General features: G+C 60.2%; 19 protein-coding genes. 16 read left to right on the forward strand and 3 right to left on the reverse strand.

Annotated elements, in window-relative coordinates:
• Nucleotides 1-269: 269 nt before the first annotated feature.
• The 6 genes from GEOBRER4_RS00660 (at nt 270) to GEOBRER4_RS00685 (ending at nt 4,317) form a co-directional block, all read left to right on the forward strand.
• Entirely contained in the window at nt 270-1,895 is a 1,626-nt protein-coding gene (locus tag GEOBRER4_RS00660) for a DUF748 domain-containing protein (RefSeq protein WP_185243806.1), read from the forward strand.
• Nucleotides 1,896-1,927: 32 nt separating this feature from the next.
• Nucleotides 1,928-2,080, forward strand: a complete 153-nt coding sequence (locus GEOBRER4_RS00665; RefSeq protein ID WP_085814343.1) for a DUF3309 family protein — start codon at nt 1,928-1,930, stop codon at nt 2,078-2,080.
• A gap of 44 nt (nt 2,081-2,124) precedes the next feature.
• Nucleotides 2,125-2,307, forward strand: a complete 183-nt coding sequence (locus GEOBRER4_RS00670; RefSeq protein ID WP_012773841.1) for a DUF6496 domain-containing protein — start codon at nt 2,125-2,127, stop codon at nt 2,305-2,307.
• Nucleotides 2,308-2,349: 42 nt separating this feature from the next.
• The gene (locus GEOBRER4_RS00675) at nt 2,350-2,913 is read left to right on the forward strand and encodes a quinol:electron acceptor oxidoreductase subunit ActD (RefSeq protein ID WP_185243807.1); all 564 of its coding nucleotides are present in this window, start codon (nt 2,350-2,352) and stop codon (nt 2,911-2,913) included.
• 125 nt (nt 2,914-3,038) lie between these two features.
• Nucleotides 3,039-3,554 (forward strand): hemerythrin domain-containing protein, encoded by a 516-nt coding sequence (locus GEOBRER4_RS00680; protein WP_185243808.1) that lies wholly within the window; start codon nt 3,039-3,041, stop codon nt 3,552-3,554.
• 352 nt (nt 3,555-3,906) lie between these two features.
• Nucleotides 3,907-4,317: a response regulator gene (locus GEOBRER4_RS00685; protein ID WP_085814340.1), complete on the forward strand. Its 411-nt coding sequence runs from the start codon at nt 3,907-3,909 to the stop codon at nt 4,315-4,317.
• A 316-nt stretch (nt 4,318-4,633) separates the two neighbouring features.
• Here GEOBRER4_RS00685 and GEOBRER4_RS00690 read toward each other — a convergent pair whose 3' ends face one another.
• Nucleotides 4,634-4,825 carry a twin-arginine translocase TatA/TatE family subunit gene (locus GEOBRER4_RS00690; RefSeq protein WP_085814339.1) on the reverse strand — a complete coding sequence of 64 codons (192 nt, stop codon included), beginning with the start codon at nt 4,823-4,825 and terminating at the stop codon, nt 4,634-4,636.
• A 172-nt stretch (nt 4,826-4,997) separates the two neighbouring features.
• Here GEOBRER4_RS00690 and GEOBRER4_RS00695 point away from each other — a divergent pair, with 172 nt between their 5' ends.
• Both GEOBRER4_RS00695 and uvrB read left to right on the forward strand, forming a co-directional pair.
• Nucleotides 4,998-5,447 carry a response regulator gene (locus GEOBRER4_RS00695; protein WP_085814338.1) on the forward strand — a complete coding sequence of 150 codons (450 nt, stop codon included), beginning with the start codon at nt 4,998-5,000 and terminating at the stop codon, nt 5,445-5,447.
• A 45-nt stretch (nt 5,448-5,492) separates the two neighbouring features.
• Nucleotides 5,493-7,481 carry an excinuclease ABC subunit UvrB gene (gene uvrB, locus GEOBRER4_RS00700; RefSeq protein WP_185243809.1) on the forward strand — a complete coding sequence of 663 codons (1,989 nt, stop codon included), beginning with the start codon at nt 5,493-5,495 and terminating at the stop codon, nt 7,479-7,481.
• Between the two features lie 101 nt (nt 7,482-7,582).
• Here the strand turns inward: uvrB and pcnB are convergent, their stop codons facing one another.
• On the reverse strand, nt 7,583-9,034 hold the full coding sequence (pcnB, locus tag GEOBRER4_RS00705) for a polynucleotide adenylyltransferase PcnB (protein ID WP_185243810.1): 1,452 nt from the start codon (nt 9,032-9,034) through the stop codon (nt 7,583-7,585).
• 105 nt (nt 9,035-9,139) lie between these two features.
• Between pcnB and GEOBRER4_RS00710 the strand changes: the two genes are divergently transcribed.
• The 5 genes from GEOBRER4_RS00710 (at nt 9,140) to GEOBRER4_RS00730 (ending at nt 12,062) form a co-directional block, all read left to right on the forward strand.
• A complete protein-coding gene (locus GEOBRER4_RS00710) occupies nt 9,140-9,442 on the forward strand; it encodes a nitrous oxide-stimulated promoter family protein (RefSeq protein WP_085814335.1) in 303 nt (100 codons plus the stop codon).
• 46 nt (nt 9,443-9,488) lie between these two features.
• Entirely contained in the window at nt 9,489-10,265 is a 777-nt protein-coding gene (locus GEOBRER4_RS00715) for an ATP-binding protein (RefSeq protein ID WP_185243811.1), read from the forward strand.
• Nucleotides 10,266-10,381: 116 nt separating this feature from the next.
• Nucleotides 10,382-10,984, forward strand: coding sequence for a peroxiredoxin (locus GEOBRER4_RS00720; RefSeq protein ID WP_085814333.1), 603 nt, complete (start codon nt 10,382-10,384; stop codon nt 10,982-10,984).
• A gap of 283 nt (nt 10,985-11,267) precedes the next feature.
• Nucleotides 11,268-11,687, forward strand: coding sequence for an exosortase system-associated protein, TIGR04073 family (locus GEOBRER4_RS00725; RefSeq protein ID WP_085814332.1), 420 nt, complete (start codon nt 11,268-11,270; stop codon nt 11,685-11,687).
• 6 nt (nt 11,688-11,693) lie between these two features.
• On the forward strand, nt 11,694-12,062 hold the full coding sequence (locus GEOBRER4_RS00730) for an exosortase system-associated protein, TIGR04073 family (RefSeq protein ID WP_085814331.1): 369 nt from the start codon (nt 11,694-11,696) through the stop codon (nt 12,060-12,062).
• A gap of 165 nt (nt 12,063-12,227) precedes the next feature.
• On the opposite strand, the gene GEOBRER4_RS00735 is transcribed toward GEOBRER4_RS00730, so the two are convergent.
• Nucleotides 12,228-12,461 carry a hypothetical protein gene (locus GEOBRER4_RS00735; RefSeq protein ID WP_185243812.1) on the reverse strand — a complete coding sequence of 78 codons (234 nt, stop codon included), beginning with the start codon at nt 12,459-12,461 and terminating at the stop codon, nt 12,228-12,230.
• A 285-nt stretch (nt 12,462-12,746) separates the two neighbouring features.
• Here GEOBRER4_RS00735 and GEOBRER4_RS00740 point away from each other — a divergent pair, with 285 nt between their 5' ends.
• The 3 genes from GEOBRER4_RS00740 (at nt 12,747) to purT (ending at nt 18,148) form a co-directional block, all read left to right on the forward strand.
• Nucleotides 12,747-15,236: a TIGR03960 family B12-binding radical SAM protein gene (locus GEOBRER4_RS00740; protein ID WP_185243813.1), complete on the forward strand. Its 2,490-nt coding sequence runs from the start codon at nt 12,747-12,749 to the stop codon at nt 15,234-15,236.
• A gap of 127 nt (nt 15,237-15,363) precedes the next feature.
• Nucleotides 15,364-16,854 carry an Rne/Rng family ribonuclease gene (locus tag GEOBRER4_RS00745; RefSeq protein ID WP_185243814.1) on the forward strand — a complete coding sequence of 497 codons (1,491 nt, stop codon included), beginning with the start codon at nt 15,364-15,366 and terminating at the stop codon, nt 16,852-16,854.
• Between the two features lie 115 nt (nt 16,855-16,969).
• The gene (purT, locus tag GEOBRER4_RS00750; RefSeq protein WP_185243815.1) at nt 16,970-18,148 is read left to right on the forward strand and encodes a formate-dependent phosphoribosylglycinamide formyltransferase; all 1,179 of its coding nucleotides are present in this window, start codon (nt 16,970-16,972) and stop codon (nt 18,146-18,148) included.
• The last annotated feature ends 16 nt before the right edge of the window (nt 18,149-18,164 follow it).

Consider the following 18,164-nt stretch of genomic DNA (forward strand, 5'->3'; position numbering starts at 1 on the left):
TCATTTGACGAATTAGCAGAAACAGGGGGAATTTTACCATGAATGAGGCGCTTCGCCCTCTGCTTGCCTGCTCTTCTGCCTGGGCAGCGCTATTCATGAAGCATTCGCAAAGGGCATTGCACAAAGTTCAATGCCGGCCACATTTTTCTGCCGTCGGGATCGGCAGTAAAAGCGCCCGCGAGCATTGACAAAGCAAAGCGACCGCCTACATTTGTTAGCGGCATTTAATCTTGAGGTGACAGGGAGCGGCGCGGGCCCTGGAGATAGACATGGCTGAAGAAAGCGGGAACAAAGCGCCCGGCGCCGGTAGAAAGCTGTTGAGCGCGAAGCCGCTGCTCATGATAGCGGACGTCATCGTCGCACTCATCGTCGTCGTGTTCATCGCCAGCTTTTTCATCGACGAACCGCTGCGGCGCATCACCGAGAAGAAGATGAACCAGAGCCTCAAGGGGTATTCTGTCCGTCTTCCCAAGCTCCATTTCAGCCTGATCGGGCTCTCAATCACGCTCAAGGGGCTCACCGTTTCTCAGCAGGCGCACCCTGAGCCGCCGGTGGCGGAGTTCCCGTACCTGCGGGCCAGCGTCCACTGGCGCGAGATACTCGCCGGGAAGCTCGTCGGCGAGATGAGGCTCGACGAACCGAAGATCCACATCAACCTGACCCAGCTGAAAGCCGAGGCACAGAGCAAGGTTCCCATCAAGGAAAAGGGGTGGCAGCAGGCGGTGGAGGCGATCTACCCCTTGAAGATCAACCTCTTGAAGATCAACGACGCCAGCATCACCTATATCGATCAGGACCCCAAGCACCCCCTCGTGCTGAGCAACCTGGACCTTGAGGCGAACAACATCCGCAACATCCACCTCCCTGACAAGGTCTACCCCTCATCCTTCCACCTCGAGACCGACATCTTCAAAACCGGCCACGGGACCGTCGACGGGAAGGCGAATTTCCTCGCCGAGCCGACCCCGGCGGTGAAGGCCGACCTCAAGCTGGAAAAGGTGCCCCTCGACTACTTTCAGCCGGTGCTGGCCCGCTACAACATGTCGGTCAAAGGCGGCGTTTTGAGCGGCAACGGGGACATCGAGTACGGGCGGAAGGTGCAGACCGCGCGCCTGAAGAAGCTGGTGATCAGCGGGGTCACCATGACCTATCTCCACTCGGAAGAGACGGCGGCGGTGGAGAAAAGAAGGGCGGAAAAGGTGAAAGAGGCGGCCAAGGAGGTGAGCAACAAGCCGAACCTGGTGCTGAGCATCGACCGGTTCGACCTGGTCCGCTCCGACCTCGGGATGTTGTACAACGCCGGCGGCAAGAAGTTCCGGATCTTCGTGGCCGACACCGATTTCAGCCTGAGCAACTTCTCCAACCAGTTCTCGCGCGGTCCCGCGAAGGCGAAACTGACCGGCAAGTTCATGGGAAGCGGCGCGACAGAAGCCTCCGGGGACTTCCGCCCCGAGAAGAACGGGCCGGACTTCGACCTCTACTTGAAGATCTCCAACACGCAGCTCACCTCCCTGAACGACCTGCTCCGAAGCTACGGGGATTTCGACGTCACCGCCGGGACTTTTTCGCTGGTGACCGAGCTGCATGTGAAAAACGAGAGGGTGGACGGGTACATCAAGCCCTTTTTCAAGGACATGAAAGTCTACGACCGGCGCCAGGACAAGAACAAGGGGTTCTTCAAGCAGGTGAAGGAGATCCTGATCGGGGGGATAGCGAAGCTTCTGGAAAACAAGCCGCGGGAGCAGGTGGCGACCAAGGCCGACATCTCCGGCCCTCTGAAAAACCCGCAGACCAGCACCTGGCAGATCGTGGTGCAGCTTGTGCGCAACGCCTTCTTCAAAGCGATCCTCCCCACCTTCGAGAGGGATGTTACGGCGCTCGGTAAAAAGCGCTAGATAAGGACGCCGCAAAGGTAAAGGAGGTGGCTATGAGAAACGTCTTGCTGCTGATTCTGATCCTGCTGGTCATCGCGGCACTCCCTGCCTGGCCCTACAGCGAGGGATGGGGGTACTTCCCGAGCGGCGGCCTCGGAGTGGTGCTGGTGGTTCTGCTGCTGCTGGTTTTCATGGAGCGGATCTAGCCGCGGCCGTCTGGCGCGGGAACTACGGGATACGGGGAGGCCACATGCCTAAGTACGGGAAGAAAGCACAAGAAACGGTGCATGAAGTGATGGACAAATACAAAAAGGGCGAATTGAAAAGCGGCAGCGGCAAGAAGGTGACCGACCGCAAGCAGGCCGTGGCAATTGGCCTGTCGGAGGCACGCGAAAAAGGGGCCAAGGTGCCGGAACCTCCGAAGAAGAAGTAGCCAGGCACCATAACCGGAAGGAAAGCTAAAAAGGAGGCTGTCATGGCAAAAAACATTGCAGTATTCGGTATCTATCACAGCAGGGAGAGCGTGGAGAACGCCGTCGACGCGCTTAGGGCGGCAGATTTCCGCAACACCGACATCTCTGTCCTTTTCTCCGAGAACGTCGGCACCAAGGATTTCGCCCACGAAAAGCACACCAAGGTCCCCGAGGGGTCGAGTGCAGGGGCTGGGACCGGCGCGGTCATCGGCGGCGCTCTCGGCTGGCTCACCGGCATCGGCGCCTTGGCGATCCCCGGCGTAGGCCCCTTCATCGCGGCGGGCCCGATTGTGGCAGCGCTCGCCGGCGTCGGTGCAGGCGGCGTGATCGGCGGCATTGCCGGTGCGCTCGTGGGGATGGGGATCCCCGAGTACGAGGCGAAGCGCTACGAGGGGCGGGTCAAGGAAGGGGGCATCCTCCTCTCGGTACACTGCGACAACGCCGACTGGAAAAAACGGGCCATGGACATCCTCAGGCAGACCGGCGCAGGCGACATCGGCTCCGAAGGAGAGGCAAAGGCAGATTTTGCGAGCTCCGACAAGCCCAAGCCGAGGGGGAGCGCCTGACGCCATGCCCTGAACCCGCTTCGCGTCCCTCCTCGCGAGCGGCGGGGACCGTCGCCAGGGAAGGTGAGGCTCCATCAGGCGCGGGAGGAAAGCGGGCGGCTTAGGCAAAAACAGGAGGAAAGGAGATGCCAACTAGCAAATCAAGCAGCGAATCGCACGGCAAATCGGCGGAACTTACCATCTTCGACGTGCTGAAGCAGGATCATGAGAAGGCCCGTTACCTGTTCGACAAGGTGCAAAAAGCCGGCCGCAAGGAAATCTCCACGCTGCAGAAGCTGTTCGCCCAGTTGGAAGAGGAACTGGAAATTCACATGGAAGGCGAGGAGCGTTTCTTCTACAGCGTGCTGGAGCAGAACGAGGAGATGCGCGACAAGGTGCTGCAGGCGTTCGAGGAGCACCAGGTCGCAAAGACCATGCTCGGCACCTTCCAGGCGCTCGCAGTCGATGACGAGCGCTGGACGGCGAAGCTGCAGGTCCTGAACGAGATCGTCGAGCATCACATGCAGGAAGAAGAGCGCGAGGTGTTCAAGCTGGCCAGAAAGGCACTGGGGAAAGAGCAGCAGCACGAGATCGCGCTGCAGTTCCAAAGAAACAAGCGGGAGGGTCGCAAGTCCTCCCGGGGAGCCCCGGTAGAGGGGTAGGGGACAAAATACAGCTAAAGAGGCGGCAGCGCACCGGGAAGGAAAGCTCTCCGGTGCGCTGCCGCCTTTTTTTATGACAGTTAAAAAGAATGCTTGTGTATACGTTAATGTATGTTATAAAATTATCGCGTACTCAGGAGATCGTTACCTATCAGTGACAAACAGCTCCCAAGAACTCGGGTAACTGCTGATTCGTGACAGAGCCTTCTGTCCTTTAGAGAGAAAGAAAAGCGCTATGACAGACACAACCCGGTTGCTGAGTCGTCCAGACATTTGCAGCAAAGCGGATGGCAGAGTTCCTTCAGGTGCAGCCAGACAGTGAGACCGAGAACCGCAGTTTGTGGAGGCCCTTATGCAAGACGCTGAGATTTTGCTCGTAGAGGATAACAGCAATTGCGAAGAACTTGCACTGCGTGCCTTGAGGAAAGCGGGGTACAGCAACGTCGCTGTCGCGCGCGACGGTGCTGAGGCGCTAGGTATCCTGTTGGGAGAGGCCACGGAGGGAAACACGCATAACGAGCCTGATTTCGTGCTTCTCGACATGAAGCTGCCCAAGATCGATGGTGTCGGCGTGCTGCAGAGGATCCGTAGTGACGAGCGGACCAAGAGGCTGAAGGTCTTCGCCCTCTCCTCCTCGGAAGACCCGAAAGATCTGGAGGAGTGCAGAAATCTAGGGGTGCTGGCGGTGCTCCCGAAACCGTTGAACCCTGATATCCTTAGGTTCTGGTTATCGGAAGACCTGGGGCTGAACCCCAGGCAATAGGAAGTTTAGCTGCTCATATATCTGCAGGGGAGCTTCAGTTTCGCTAGTGCGGTCATTCTTGCCTGGTGCTCCCTTTAGCCCCTTCTCCCGGTACACCTCATCCATGCACTTCAAGAGGAACAGCTTCCCAAGATCGTTCAGCCCTCACAAGCACCTCCTTGGCCTGCACTACGACGGTCTGTCAGTCGCAGCCGGCGCTGAGAGCGCCCCTTGGCTGATTTATTCGATGCTGCAGTGTGGCTTGCCGTGCAGCTGAAAATAGAAAAAGGTCCCCCTGTGCTGCGGGGACCTTCGATCGTCGCCAGTGGCTCCGAGGTCAGTTTGGCTTCTTGTCGTCCTCGGGGCGTCCGGCTTTAATCTCGATCTCTTCCTTGCCACTTGAAGCCTTCTTGAAGTTCCTGATGCTCTTGCCCAGCGCCCCTCCGATTTCCGGGAGACGTCCGGCACCGAAGACGACCAGCACGATCACCAATATTATTATGAGCTCCGGCATGCCGAATCCAAACATAGGCTTCCTCCCTTTCAGATAGCTGAAGATGCTGCAGTATGGCATCGGCGCCTCAAAAAATCAAGGCAGGATTAAAATCAAGTTTAGAGAAAGATTATTAAAAATATTGCGTTAATATATTTACTTTGTTATATGCTTATTGCTGTTAATGCTGTAAGTAAGGAGAACCCCGATGAATAAGACGATCCTGCTGGTCGAAGACAACCCTGACGACGAGGCTCTGACCCTGCGGGCGGTGCGAAAGCACATGCCGCACGGCATCGTGGTTGCGCGCGACGGCGCAGAGGCGCTCGATTACCTCTTCGCAACCGGCGGCCACTCCGAGAGGGATACCCTGGCAAACCCGCTCCTCGTGCTCCTCGATCTCAAGCTCCCCAAGGTGAACGGCCTGGAGGTGCTCAGGCGCATGCGCGAGGACGGCAGGACCCGCTCCATCCCCGTCATCGTCTTCACCTCCTCCACCGAGGAACAGGACATACTGGACAGCTACCGCCTGGGGGCCAACAGCTACATCCGGAAACCCGTCGACTACGGCCAGTTCTGCGACAACATGAAGCAGGTGATGAACTACTGGTTGAGCGTCAACCAGCTCCCGCCCCAGAGAAATTGCGCGACCGCCTGATCACCCTGTTGCCAAGCCGCGCCGAGGCCTGCTAATATCCCCGGCATGGACAAATTCGAACTGGTAACGAACTTCGAGCCCCGCGGCGACCAGCCCAGGGCGATTGGAGAACTGGCCGACGGGGTGCTGAGGGGCGACCAGCACCAGGTGCTTCTAGGTGTCACCGGGTCGGGCAAGACCTTCACCATGGCCCAGGTCATCGCGCGCTGCAACTGCCCAACCCTGGTGCTTGCGCCCAACAAGACGCTGGCCGCCCAGCTCTACGGCGAGTTCAAGGAACTCTTCCCGAACAACGCCGTCGAATATTTCGTCTCCTACTACGACTACTACCAGCCTGAAGCCTATATCCCCTCCTCCGACACCTTCATCGAGAAGGACTCCTCGATCAACGACGAGATCGACAAGTTCCGCCACTCCGCCACCAGGAGCCTCTTGACCCGCCGCGACGTAATCATCGTCGCCTCGGTTTCCTGCATCTACGGCATAGGCTCGCCTGAATCGTACCAGGAGATGCAGATCCGCTTCCGGGAAGGGGACGAGGTGGGGCGCGACGAGCTTTTGCAGCGGCTGGTGGCGATCCAGTACCAAAGAAACGACGTCGATTTCCACCGTGGCTCCTTCCGGGTCAGGGGGGACACGGTCGAGGTCTTTCCCGCACACGACGACGAGCGCGCGCTAAGGATCGAATTCTTCGGGGACACGGTCGACGCCATCTCCGAGATAGACCCCCTGCGCGGGGTGCAGCTGCAGAAGCTTTCCCGCTGCGCCATCTACCCCGCCTCCCACTACGTCGCCAGCCGGCAGACCCTGGAGCGGGCCGTGGAGCAGATCCGGGTCGAGCTGGAGGAGCGGATCCGCTACTTCAAGTCGCAGAACATGCTCCTGGAGGCGCAGCGCATCGAGCAGCGGACCTTCTTCGACATCGAGATGATGGAAGAGATGGGATTTTGCCAGGGGATCGAGAACTACTCGCGCCACTTCGACGGCCGTGCCGCTGGAGAGCCCCCCTACACGCTGATCGACTACTTTCCCAAGGACTTCCTGCTGGTGATCGACGAGTCCCACATCACGGTTTCCCAGGTGGGGGGGATGTACCGCGGCGACCGCAGCCGCAAGGAGACCCTGGTGAACTACGGCTTCAGGCTCCCCTCCGCCCTCGACAACCGCCCGCTCACCTTCCAGGAGTTCCAGAAGAAGCTGCACCAGACCATCTACGTTTCCGCAACCCCGGCGGACTACGAGTTGAAGCAGGCTGAAGGGGTGGTGGTCGAGCAGCTGATCCGCCCCACCGGCCTCATCGACCCGGCCATCGAGGTGCGCCCTGCCGCAGGGCAGGTGGACGACCTGCTGCACGAGGCGCGCGAGACGGCGGCCAGGGGAGAAAGGGTGCTGGTCACCACCCTCACCAAGCGCATGGCCGAGGAGCTCACCGACTACTACCGCGAGCTCGGGATCCGCGTCCGTTACCTGCACTCCGACATCGACACCTTCCAGCGCATGGAGATCCTCAGGGACTTAAGACTCGGTGAGTTCGACCTCCTGGTCGGGATCAACCTGCTCAGGGAAGGGCTCGACCTCCCCGAGGTCTCGCTGGTGGCGATCCTCGATGCGGACAAGGAAGGTTTCCTGCGTTCCACCAGGTCGCTGATCCAGACCTGCGGGCGCGCGGCGAGGAACGTGTCGGGGCGCGTGCTCATGTACGCGGACAAGGTGACCGGCTCCATGCAGGCGGCGATCGACGAGACCCTGAGAAGGCGAGCGCTCCAGACCGCCTACAACGAGGAGCACGGCATAACACCTGAGAGCGTGCGGCGGCTGATCGGGAACGTGCTGCAGGCCCCCGAGGAGAAGGACTGGGTCACGGTGCCGGCCTCGGCCGAGGAGTTCGTGAGCGTCAAGGAGCTGGAGAAGACGCTGAAGAGGCTGAGAAAGGAGATGCTGGCGGCGGCGAAGGCCCAGGAATTCGAGCGTGCGGCGGAGCTGAGGGACAAGATCAAGCGGCTGGAGGTCAAGGAAATCCTGAAAAGCAATTGACGCAAACCCGAGAAGCAATTGACAATTGACGATGGACAATTGACAACAAAAAGCCCCCTCGCGACTGGCGCATGAGGGGGCTTCGTTTTGGACAGTTCTGACTATTCCGCGGGCATGGGGGAGGGCTTCCTCCGCCTCCTTCTCCTGCGCTTTTTCTTCGCGGGGGCTTTCTCTGCCTCGCCTGGAGCCGCGACGTCTGCCGCTGGCAGCCCCGCCGTCTGCTGCAGCGCGTAGCGCTCCCACCAGTCGGCAAGCGACTTCTTCGGCGGCGTGAGTTTTTCCAGGAAACGCAGGTACTGCAGTGCGTCCAGAAAGGAAGGCCTGCCGATCACGCCGCGACCGTTCCTCCCCGGGGTCTTCTGGAAGCGGAGCTGAAGGGAAAGGATGTCCCGCACGGCGACCAGTACCCGGTTGGGGACGGTCACGGTGGGGCTCAGCTCCCCGGCAAAAGCGGCTACCGCGGCATCGGCCGCCTGCTGCGGCGGCAGCCCGGTCTCCCGGAACTCGGCGATCTTCTCCTCGAGGTACTCGCCGAAAACGAGCGCGATGAGCAGCGGCTGTGAGACCGGCTCGTCCTGCCCGATCAGCTCGTCCACCCATTCCAGCCCCTTGCTCACCCGGACATGGGGATACCCTTCGGACTCACGCTCCAGCCAGGCGTCGAAGTGGGGGAAGAGCGGCGCGAAGAGCCCGCTGTGGCGCATCATCTGGTAGGTCCTCTCGCCGGCCCCAAGAAGGAGGAGTTTCAGCACCTCCTCGTAGAGCCGCGGCGGCGTCGCCTTGCTGATGGTGCCGCAGAGCTCCTCGATGGCGGCTTCGGTACGCTCCTCGATGTTGAAACCGAGCATGGAGGCGAAGCGGATGGCCCGGATCATGCGGACCGGGTCCTCGGTGAAGCGGACCAGCGGGTCGCCGATGGTGCGGATCAGTCCCTGCTTCAGGTCTTCCATACCGCCTACGTGGTCGATGATGGAGAAGTCGGCGATGTTGTAGAAAAGGGCGTTCACGGTGAAGTCGCGGCGAACCGCGTCCTCCTCCGGGGTGCCGAAGACGTTGTCCCTGAGCACCATGCCGTCTTCGCTCTTCAGCATGCTGGGGCCGTGATGGCCGCGGCGGCGGCGCCCTTCGCGCTCCTCTTCGGGGAACTCGGCTTCTGCGGCCGCTTCCCGGGGGAGCTCCTGAGCCGCTTCTGAGAGCGTTTCAGCGGCTTCCTCGGCTGGGGCTTCGGCTGAAGGATCGACCATGGAACGGAATGTTGCTACCTCTATGATCTCATCGTGGAAATGCAGGTGCGCCAGCCGGAATCGGCGGCCGATCAGCCGGCAGTTACGGAACATCTTCTTGAGTTGGGCCGGGGTGGCGTCGGTCACCACGTCAAAATCCTTGGGCTCGCGCCCCAGCAGCAGGTCGCGGACACCGCCTCCCACCAGGTAGGCGGTGAAGCCTTGTTCCTTCAGCTTGTAGAGTGTTTTTACCGCGTTGGGGCTCAATTGGGAGCGGGAGACGCTGTGCTCTGCGCGAGGGATGATGACTTTTTCCATATTGGTATTCATTCAAAGGAAAATAGCACAAAGAAGCTGCAAAGGCAAAGGGTGCAATGTTTATTCTCTTGACTTTGGTCATGAGGAAATCCACGCTCCTTTGTTATGGTGACAGACATGGAAAACAAGCAAAAGCAGGAAAAAGACATCAGGGTCCTGGAGACCTTCATCAGCTGTTACTGCCGCAGCAAGCACAAAAGCGAAAAGGGCAAGCTCTGTGCTGAGTGCGACGAGCTTCTGAGCTACGCTAAGCTGAAGAGAGAGAAATGCCCGCTCGACCCAAAACCGACTTGCAAGCATTGCCACGTGCACTGCTACGGGAAGGTGCAAAGGGCAAAGATCAAAGAGGTCATGGCCTATTCCGGAAAGCGTCTCATGCTGCGCGGCAGGCTCGATCTCCTGTGGCACTACTTCTTCTGACAGACGACTATAAATCAGGAACAAATTGAGACATTGGGGGTAAAAGATGATCAGGAAAATAGTTAACATCGACCAGGACAAGTGCGACGGCTGCGGCCTCTGTGTCCCTTCCTGTGCGGAAGGAGCCATTAAGATCGTGGACGGCAAGGCGCAGATCTCCGCCGACAACCTCTGCGACGGACTGGGGGCCTGCCTGGGCGACTGCCCGCGGGACGCCATCACCATCATCGAGCGCGAAGCGGATGAGTTCGATGAAGATGCGGTGGAGAAACACCTGCAGGCACAAGGTGTGACGCCCAAGGCGCAGGCGCACGGCCACGGCGCGGGACACGGACATGGCCACGGCGCAGGTCATGGGCACGGTCATGGTCATGGTGGAGGCTGCCCTGGATCCAGGATGCAAAGCTTCGCCCCCGCTCCTGCTGCAAGCTCCCCCGCCGCAGGCCCGGTGCAGAGCCAGCTGGCGCAATGGCCGGTGCAGCTGCACCTGGTGCCGGTGACCGCGCCGTACTTCAAGGACGCAGAGCTCCTCATCACCGCCGACTGCGTACCCTTTGCCTACGGCAACTACCATCAGGATTTCCTGGCCGGCAAGGCGGTAGTGGTCGGCTGCCCGAAGCTGGATGACAACAACGCCTACCTCAACAAGCTGACCGAGCTCTTCAAGGTCTCCGGCATCAAGGGGATCACCGTGTTGAGGATGGAGGTTCCCTGCTGCGGCGGCATCGTGATGGCGGCCCGCCAGGCCCTGGCGGCGTCAGGTATGGAGATCCCCTTCAGGGAGGTAACTATCAGTATCAGGGGCGAAATTATCGAGCGTTAGTAGTCGAAAGACAAATAAGATGCTTTTAGTCCTTTTTTTGATTGACACCCAATGTGGCTGCTGGTACAGTTCTCCACATTAGATTTCCAATCAGCACTCAAAGGAGAACAGCGCTTATGAGTCTTACAACCTTGGTTACTAAGGAAGCCCCCGATTTTACTGCGCAGGCGGTGCTGCCTGACAACTCGTTCGCCGAGCTCACCCTCTCGAAATACCGCGGCAAATATGTCGTGCTCTTTTTCTATCCGCTCGACTTCACCTTCGTCTGCCCCTCCGAGATCCTCGCTTTCGACAAGCGGGTGGCGGACTTCAAGGCGAAGAACTGCGAGGTGATCGGTGTTTCCGTCGACTCCAGGTTCACCCATCTCGCCTGGAAGAACACCTCGGTCGAGAACGGCGGCATCGGCAACGTCCAGTACCCGCTGGTTGAGGACCTGGACAAGTCGATTGCGAGGTCCTACGGCATCCTGTTCAACGAATCGGTCGCCCTGCGCGGGCTCTTCCTGATCGACACCAAGGGCGTCGTCCGCCACACCGTCATCAACGACCTGCCGCTGGGCAGGAGCGTAGGCGAGGCGCTCAGGATGCTGGATGCGCTGCAGTTCGTGGAAACCCACGGCGGCGAGGTCTGCCCGGCCAACTGGCAGGAAGGCGAGGAGTCGATGAAGGCTTCCACCGAAGGGGTTGCCGAGTACCTAAAGAAGAAGCACGGCAAGTAGCTCCAACCGCTGTTTAGTCGATATTGAAAAAGAAAGGCGCGGCTCACATGAGAGTCGCGCCTTTCTTTTTGACAGTACCACCCTCACCCCCGCCCCTCTCCCAGAGGGCGAGGGGAGATCACCTGTCCCAAAGTCGATCCGCCTCTACCAACAGCTCCTCCGGTCATGAAGGTATCGACCGCGTTGGCGTCGGTCGCGGCGTGAGGCCGTTCTTGCCAATGAGAGGCATGTATGTTAAAAGAACATGAGTTTTTACCGACCCGTAGCCCGAAGAGGAGCCAAAATGCGCACCAAGGTGACCGTGTTATCCCTGTTGCTTGTCATGCTCTTTGCCACGTCTTCTTTCGCGATGGAGGGGCAGCAACCCGAAGCCATAGCCGAAAAGATGGCGTTCAAGCTGGTCCGGGGGGTGACGAACGTCGCCACTTCGGTCGTCGAGATCCCGAAACAGTCGTACCTCACCGTGCGGGACCGGGGTGCTGTCGGTTACGTGGTCGGGCCGCTCAAGGGGATGGGGATGGCTGTCTACCGCCTCTTCACCGGTCTGACTGAGACCGTTTTCTTTGCAGTGCCGCAGCCTGGCTACTACGATTCCATGATCCAGCCGGAATACGTCTGGCAGGGATGGGGGGCAAAGAGGGTCGAACCGAGAGCGGAGCCCGTCGACGAGCCAGCCGAACCCGCAGTTAACAAGGGAGAGTAGATCTATATGCGCAAGTACGTCGTGGTGATGGCACTGTTGGTGCTGGCCCTGGCAGGTTCGGTAGAGATGGTGCAAGCCGATGACCGCAGTGTGGACAGCGCTTCCCCGCAGGAGGTGGTTGACGGCATGGCCAACAAGCTTGTGCGTGGCGTGGCCAATATCGGCACTGGGTGGATGGAGTTCCCCAAGCAGATCTACCTGACCTGCAGGGACGACGGCTTTGCCAAGGGGCTCACCGTGGGGCCGCTGAAGGGGATCGGCATGACCGTTGTGCGCACCGTAGCCGGCGCCGGGGAGACCGCCACATTCTTCCTCGCCTATCCCGGCTTTTACGATCCTTATTTCGACCCGGCTTACGTCTGGCAGAAAGAATAAGGTGCAGGTGGCGGCTTAGCCGTCGCGGCACTGTAGCAGAAAACAAAAGGGGCAACCGTGTGAAACGGTGCCCCTTTTATTTTTACGCTTGCCACTGGTTTGGGAACGGCATAAAAAAAGGCCGCATCTTGCGATGCGGCCTTCTGAATTTCCTTTAAAAGGAAATTACTTTGCAGCCGGAGCAGCTGCCGGTGCTTCTTCTTTCTTCTCTGCTTTTTTAGCAGCGGCTTTCTTAGCAGCTTTTTTCTTCTTCGGAGCAGCTTTCTTAGCCGGAGCTTTTTCTTCTTTCTTCACTTCTGCAGCCGGAGCAGCAGCCGGTGCTGCGTCAGCAGCGAAAACAACGCCAGCGAAAGCAACAGCAACGAGAGCAGCAACTACGGAGGAAATAACTTTTTTCATGGTGAATCTCCTTTTTGAAAAGTAAGCAACTCCCTACCCATTAGCAGGTACCGTGCCACATCCTCATTATAATGCAAAGTACCGGAATTTAAGGAACTCCACTTGGACAGCTTCCTGTCGCACATTAAAATGCAACCTCATTTCCTCCAATGAGTACCGCAAATGAGGTACCATTTGGTTCGGATCTCCCCTTTTGCGGCGGCATCGGGGCATATTACCTTGCCAGTGCTGAAGAATATTTGTTATCATGCCCGGTCTTAGCTGAAAAGCGCACTTGGGGGTTTTTTGAGCAATAACATACTTTTGTCAGTAGAAAAGCCCGCCCGCTACATGGGCGGGGAGATGGGAACGGTTTCCGGCAGGGAGGGGGCGCTCGAGTTCGTGCTCGCTTTCCCTGACGTCTATGAAATAGGGATGAGCCACCTGGGCCTGCAGGTTCTCTACGGAGTGCTGAAACAGGTCCCCTGGATCATGCCCGAGCGCGCCTATGCGCCCTGGCCCGACCTCGAGGAGTCGCTCAGGAGTCAGGGCAAGCCGCTGGTGACGCTGGAGCGCGGCCTGCCGCTGATCGAGGCCGACATCGTGGGCTTCACGCTGCAGTACGAGCTCTCCTACACCAACATAATGAACATGCTGGACCTGTCCGGAATCCCGCTGCTCGCCTCTGAGCGAAGCGAAGGGTACCCCTTGATCCTGGGCGGCGGTCCCTGCGCCTACAACCCGGAGCCCCTGGCCGACTTTTTCGACGCCTTCCTGATCGGGGACGGAGAGGAGGCGATAGTTGAGATCGCCGACTGCGTTCGCAACTGGAAAGAGGAGAAGCTGCCGAAGAGGGTGCTCCTGGAGCGCCTCGCCCGCATCGAGGGGGTTTACGTCCCTTCTTTCTTCGAAGTGAGCTATCTCGCCGACGGCAGGATCGAAAAGGTCACCCCGCTTCTGGAGGGGTATCGGAGCGTGAAGCGGCGCTTCGTGGCAGACCTGGAGAGCGCCTACTACCCGACGTCTCCGGTAGTCCCCTTCCTGAAGACCGTTCACGACAGGGTGAGCGTCGAGATTTCCCGTGGCTGCACGAGGGGTTGCAGGTTCTGCCAGGCAGGGTATATTTACCGGCCTGTGCGCGAGCGGAGCCCGGAGCGGGTGCTGGAGATCGTCGAGGAGACCCTGGGCAACACCGGGTACGACGAGGTATCGCTCTTGTCGCTTTCCACCGGCGATTACGGCTGCCTCACTCCGCTATTGAAGGGGCTCATGGACCGCTACGCCTCCCAAAAGAAGGCGGTTTCCCTCCCCTCCATGCGGGTGGGAAGCCTCAGCCCCGAAATGGCCGAGGAGATCCGCCGGGTCAGGAAGACCGGTTTCACCCTGGCACCCGAGGCGGGGAGCGAGCGGCTTAGAAAGGTGATCAACAAAGGGATCAGCGAGGAGGCGCTTCTGGAGAACGCCCGCGCGGTCTACAGCAACGGCTGGCGGCTGATCAAGCTCTACTTCATGATCGGCCTTCCCACCGAGACCATGGAAGACGTGGACCGCATCGTGGAGATCTCCCGCGAGGTGAAGCGCCAGGGGAAATTCGCCGGTAACGGCGGCGACGTAAACGTATCGGTCTCCAGCTTCGTTCCCAAGCCCCACACGCCGTTCCAGTGGGAGCCGCAGATCACGGAGGAAGAGATCGTCGACAAGCAGCGCCACCTGCGCGGCGAGCTGAAAAAGAAAAAGCTGATCATGAAATGGCAGGACGCCTCCCTCTCCGGGATGGAAGGGGTGTTCGCCCGCGGCGACCGGCGGCTGTCGCGCCTGCTCATCGAGGCGCATCGCCTGGGCTGCCGCTTCGACGGTTGGTGGGAGCACTTCGACCGGCTGAAGTGGGCGCAGGCCTTCGAGAATAGCGGCATCGACGCCGCGTTTTACCTGCGCCGGCGCGAGGCTGACGAGCCGCTTCCCTGGGATCACATCGACTGCGGCATCAAGAAAGAGTTCCTGCTCGCCGAGCGCGCGGCGGCGCTGAAAGAGGAGGCAACCCCTGACTGCCGCTTCGACAAATGCACCGGTTGCGGCGTCTGCGATTTCGACAAGATCAAGCTGAGATTGAAGGACCCCGTCCCCTTCGACACCTATGCCACGGAAGCTGCGTCCGAGGCGCCGGTCGAGGAGGCGCAGCGGATCAGGATCCGCTTCGAGAAGGTGGGACGGATGCGCTTTTTGAGCCACCTGGAGATGCTCACCCTGTTCACCAGGGCGGTCGGACGCTCCAGGATCCCGATACGCTACTCACAGGGGTTCCACCCGCACCCGAAATTTTCCTTCGCCACGGCGCTATCGGTGGGTATCGTCTCCTATGCGGAGTACATGGATTTCGAGGTTAATGCCGGCTATACGGCGGCCGAGCTGGAGCGAGCCCTGAACCGGAGCCTCCCCGAGGGGGTCCGGGTTCTGGAGGCGGTTGAAATTCCGCTGCGGGCGCCGGCGCTCTCCGTAATCATGGACAAGGTGCGCTACCGGGTGACTCTCCCGGAAGAGCTTGCGCATGACCTGCAGGCGAAGGTAGACGCGTTCCTCGCCCTGGAGTCGTCGCCGCTTAAGCGTGAAAAGAAGGGGAAAGCCACCGAGTTCGACCTGCGCCATGAACTGGCCGAATTGAAGGTCGATGGGAGCGCGCTGGAGATGGTAGTCGGCCGCGGCAAGCCGGTCGAATTCGCCTGCGCCATCCTTGGCGTGGAGCCCGAGGCGCTGAAAGAGGCCCGGCTGGAGAAGCTGGAAGTCCTCTTTACCGAATAAAAGCCGTTCCCGGTTCGACGCTCGACCCAAAGGCACGGAAACCCGAGCCCTTGCGGTAGGACAAGCTGAACCTGGAATGCTGAGATTTCGCACATGTTTTGAAATTTAAATATAGGAAGGGGTTAGCATGGGAAACGAACTGGTAATAAACACCACCTCCCACGAAACCCGCATCGCGCTCATCGAAAATGGCACCATTGCGGAGCTGTACGTCGAGAGGAGCAGGGTGAAGGGGATCATCGGCAACATCTACAAGGGAAGGGTGGTCCGGGTGCTCCCCGGCATGCAGGCGGCGTTCGTGGACATCGGGCTGGAGAAGGCTGCATTTCTCTACGTGGCGGACGTATTCGACGCCATGGACGAGTACGACAGCTACATTGAAGGTGAGCAGGGCGAGGAGCCGATGCCGCACCCGCTGCATCCGATCGAGGAACTGCTGCAGGAGGGACAGGAACTCCTGGTGCAGATCTCCAAAGAGCCCATCGGGACCAAGGGAGCGCGCATCACGGCCCATATCTCGCTTCCGGGGCGCCACCTGGTGTACATGCCGACGGTGGATCACGTCGGCATCTCCAGGAGGATCGAGGACGAAGCGGAGCGCGAGCGTCTGAAGGAGATCGTGGACCGCATCAAGCCGGTCGGCGGAGGTTTCATCGTCAGGACCGTTTCCGACGGCAAGAGCGAAGAGGACCTGGTGGCGGACCTGCACTACCTGACCAAGCTCTGGGACGAGATCGCCAAGAAGAAAGACAACGCGGGGGCTCCCACCCTGATCCACTCCGACTTGGACGTGACCCAGAAGGTGGTGCGCGACATCCTGACCGAGTCGGTGGAGCGCATCGTGGTCGACTCGAAGCCCGAGTACGACAAGATTGTCCAGTTCATAAGCACCTTCATGCCGAAGATGAAGTACTCCATCGAGCTCTACGACGAGGAGGAGCCGATCTTCGACCACTTCGGCCTGGAGGTCGAGATCAGCCGCGCCCTGGGGCGCAAGGTCTGGCTCAAGAGCGGGGGCTACATCATCATCGAGCAGACCGAGGCGCTGACGGCGATAGACGTCAACACCGGGCGCTACGTGGGCAAGCACAACCTGGAAGACACCATCCTGAAGACCAACCTGGAGGCTGTGAAAGAGATCGCCTACCAGCTGCGCTTGAGGAACCTGGGCGGGATCATCATCATCGACTTCATCGACATGGAGAAGGAGGTGAACCGTGAGAAGGTGTACGGCGCCCTGGAAGAGGCCCTGAAGAGCGACAAGTCCAAGACCAACATCCTGAAGATCTCGGAGCTGGGGCTCGTGGAGATGACCCGCAAGAGGGTGCGCGAGAGCCTGGGGCGCATGATGTGCGAGCCCTGCCCCTACTGCGAGGGGCGCGGTTACGTGAAGTCCAAGATCTCCGTCTGCCACGAGATCTTCCGCGAACTGCGGCGGGAGATGCTGGACATCCGCGGCACCAAGGTGATGCTCACCGTGCATCCCCAGGTGGCCGACCTCCTTTACGACGAGGAGCGGCGCGGGCTGGAGGAGTTGGAGAAGAACTTCAAGAAGCGGATCACGGTCCGCGCCAAGCCCGGCTTCCACCAGGAGCAGTTCGAGGTCGCCGTAAGCTAGGACCCCAATGTGCGCTCCCCTTAGCGTCATCCCGCAAGGAGAAGAGCGGGCCGATAAGCTGTTCCCTCTCCCGGAGGGGGAGGGTGGGGGAGAATATACAGATTCAGGAGAAGCGATGATAGGGACACCGCTCAAAGATGGTGCGACGAGGATAATGCTGCTGGGCTCAGGCGAACTCGGCAAGGAAGTGGCCCTGGAGGCCCAGAGGCTGGGGGTCGAGGTGATAGCGGTGGACCGCTACGCGGATGCTCCGGCGATGCAGGTCGCACACCGAAGCCACGTGATCGACATGCTGGACCGCGAAGAGCTGGACCGGGTGGTCCGCCTGGAGGACCCGTCGCTGATCGTCCCAGAAATCGAGGCGATCAATACCGTGTACCTGCTGGAGCTGGAGAAGGAAGGGTTCAACGTCATTCCTACCGCGCGCGCCGCGAACCTCACCATGAACCGTGAGGGGATCCGCAGGCTCGCCGCCGAGGAACTCGGTCTTCCCACCGCCGCCTACCGTTTCGCGACCAGCATGGCGGAGTTCCGCGAGGCCGTGGCCACCATAGGGCTTCCCTGCGTGGTGAAGCCGATAATGAGCTCCTCGGGCAAGGGACAGAGCGTCCTGCGCGACGCTGCCGACATGGAGCGCTGCTTCAAGTACGCCATGGAGGGGGCGCGCGGCGCCTCCGACAAGGTAATCGTGGAGCAGTTCATCCCGTTCGACTACGAGATCACGCTCCTCACCGTCCGGCATGCAGGCGGCACCAGCTTCTGCCCACCTATCGGGCACCGTCAGATCGACGGAGACTACCACGAGTCCTGGCAGCCGACCCCGATGGTCCCCGCGGTGCTCGCCGAAGCGCAGCGCCAAGCAGAGGCGGTAACCGGTGCTCTCGGCGGGCGCGGCATCTTCGGCGTCGAGTTCTTCGTCACCGGCGACAAGGTCTGGTTCTCAGAGGTCTCCCCCAGGCCGCACGACACCGGGATGGTCACCATGATCTCCCAGAACCTATCAGAGTTCGAGCTGCACGTGCGCGCCATCCTGGGGCTGCCGGTCCCGCAGGTGGAAAGCCTTGGCTGCGCGGCTTCGCACGTCATCCTCGCGGAGGGGCAGGCCCAGGAGGTCACCTTCGAGGGTGTGGCAAAGGCCCTCGAGATCCCGGGGAGCAAGCTGCGGCTTTTCGGCAAGCCCGACACCAGGAAGGGGCGCCGCATGGGTGTGGCACTCGCCTTCGGCGCCGACTGCGACGAGGCAAGGCAGAAGGCCGAGCAATCGGCCCACTGCGTGGGGATCGTGAAACGCTAGACCCACGAGGGTTGTC

It is taken from the genome of Citrifermentans bremense, from assembly GCF_014218275.1.
GTDB lineage: Bacteria > Desulfobacterota > Desulfuromonadia > Geobacterales > Geobacteraceae > Geomonas > Geomonas pelophila.

Coding starts and splice junctions, on each gene's coding strand:
- GEOBRER4_RS00660 (WP_185243806.1), top strand. CDS start 270: ATGGCTGAAGAAAGCGGGAACAAAGCGCCCGGCGCCGGTAGAAAGCTG.
- GEOBRER4_RS00665 (WP_085814343.1), top strand. CDS start 1,928: ATGAGAAACGTCTTGCTGCTGATTCTGATCCTGCTGGTCATCGCGGCA.
- GEOBRER4_RS00670 (WP_012773841.1), top strand. CDS start 2,125: ATGCCTAAGTACGGGAAGAAAGCACAAGAAACGGTGCATGAAGTGATG.
- GEOBRER4_RS00675 (WP_185243807.1), top strand. CDS start 2,350: ATGGCAAAAAACATTGCAGTATTCGGTATCTATCACAGCAGGGAGAGC.
- GEOBRER4_RS00680 (WP_185243808.1), top strand. CDS start 3,039: ATGCCAACTAGCAAATCAAGCAGCGAATCGCACGGCAAATCGGCGGAA.
- GEOBRER4_RS00685 (WP_085814340.1), top strand. CDS start 3,907: ATGCAAGACGCTGAGATTTTGCTCGTAGAGGATAACAGCAATTGCGAA.
- GEOBRER4_RS00690 (WP_085814339.1), bottom strand. CDS start 4,825: ATGTTTGGATTCGGCATGCCGGAGCTCATAATAATATTGGTGATCGTG.
- GEOBRER4_RS00695 (WP_085814338.1), top strand. CDS start 4,998: ATGAATAAGACGATCCTGCTGGTCGAAGACAACCCTGACGACGAGGCT.
- uvrB (WP_185243809.1), top strand. CDS start 5,493: ATGGACAAATTCGAACTGGTAACGAACTTCGAGCCCCGCGGCGACCAG.
- pcnB (WP_185243810.1), bottom strand. CDS start 9,034: ATGAATACCAATATGGAAAAAGTCATCATCCCTCGCGCAGAGCACAGC.
- GEOBRER4_RS00710 (WP_085814335.1), top strand. CDS start 9,140: ATGGAAAACAAGCAAAAGCAGGAAAAAGACATCAGGGTCCTGGAGACC.
- GEOBRER4_RS00715 (WP_185243811.1), top strand. CDS start 9,489: ATGATCAGGAAAATAGTTAACATCGACCAGGACAAGTGCGACGGCTGC.
- GEOBRER4_RS00720 (WP_085814333.1), top strand. CDS start 10,382: ATGAGTCTTACAACCTTGGTTACTAAGGAAGCCCCCGATTTTACTGCG.
- GEOBRER4_RS00725 (WP_085814332.1), top strand. CDS start 11,268: ATGCGCACCAAGGTGACCGTGTTATCCCTGTTGCTTGTCATGCTCTTT.
- GEOBRER4_RS00730 (WP_085814331.1), top strand. CDS start 11,694: ATGCGCAAGTACGTCGTGGTGATGGCACTGTTGGTGCTGGCCCTGGCA.
- GEOBRER4_RS00735 (WP_185243812.1), bottom strand. CDS start 12,461: ATGAAAAAAGTTATTTCCTCCGTAGTTGCTGCTCTCGTTGCTGTTGCT.
- GEOBRER4_RS00745 (WP_185243814.1), top strand. CDS start 15,364: ATGGGAAACGAACTGGTAATAAACACCACCTCCCACGAAACCCGCATC.
- purT (WP_185243815.1), top strand. CDS start 16,970: ATGATAGGGACACCGCTCAAAGATGGTGCGACGAGGATAATGCTGCTG.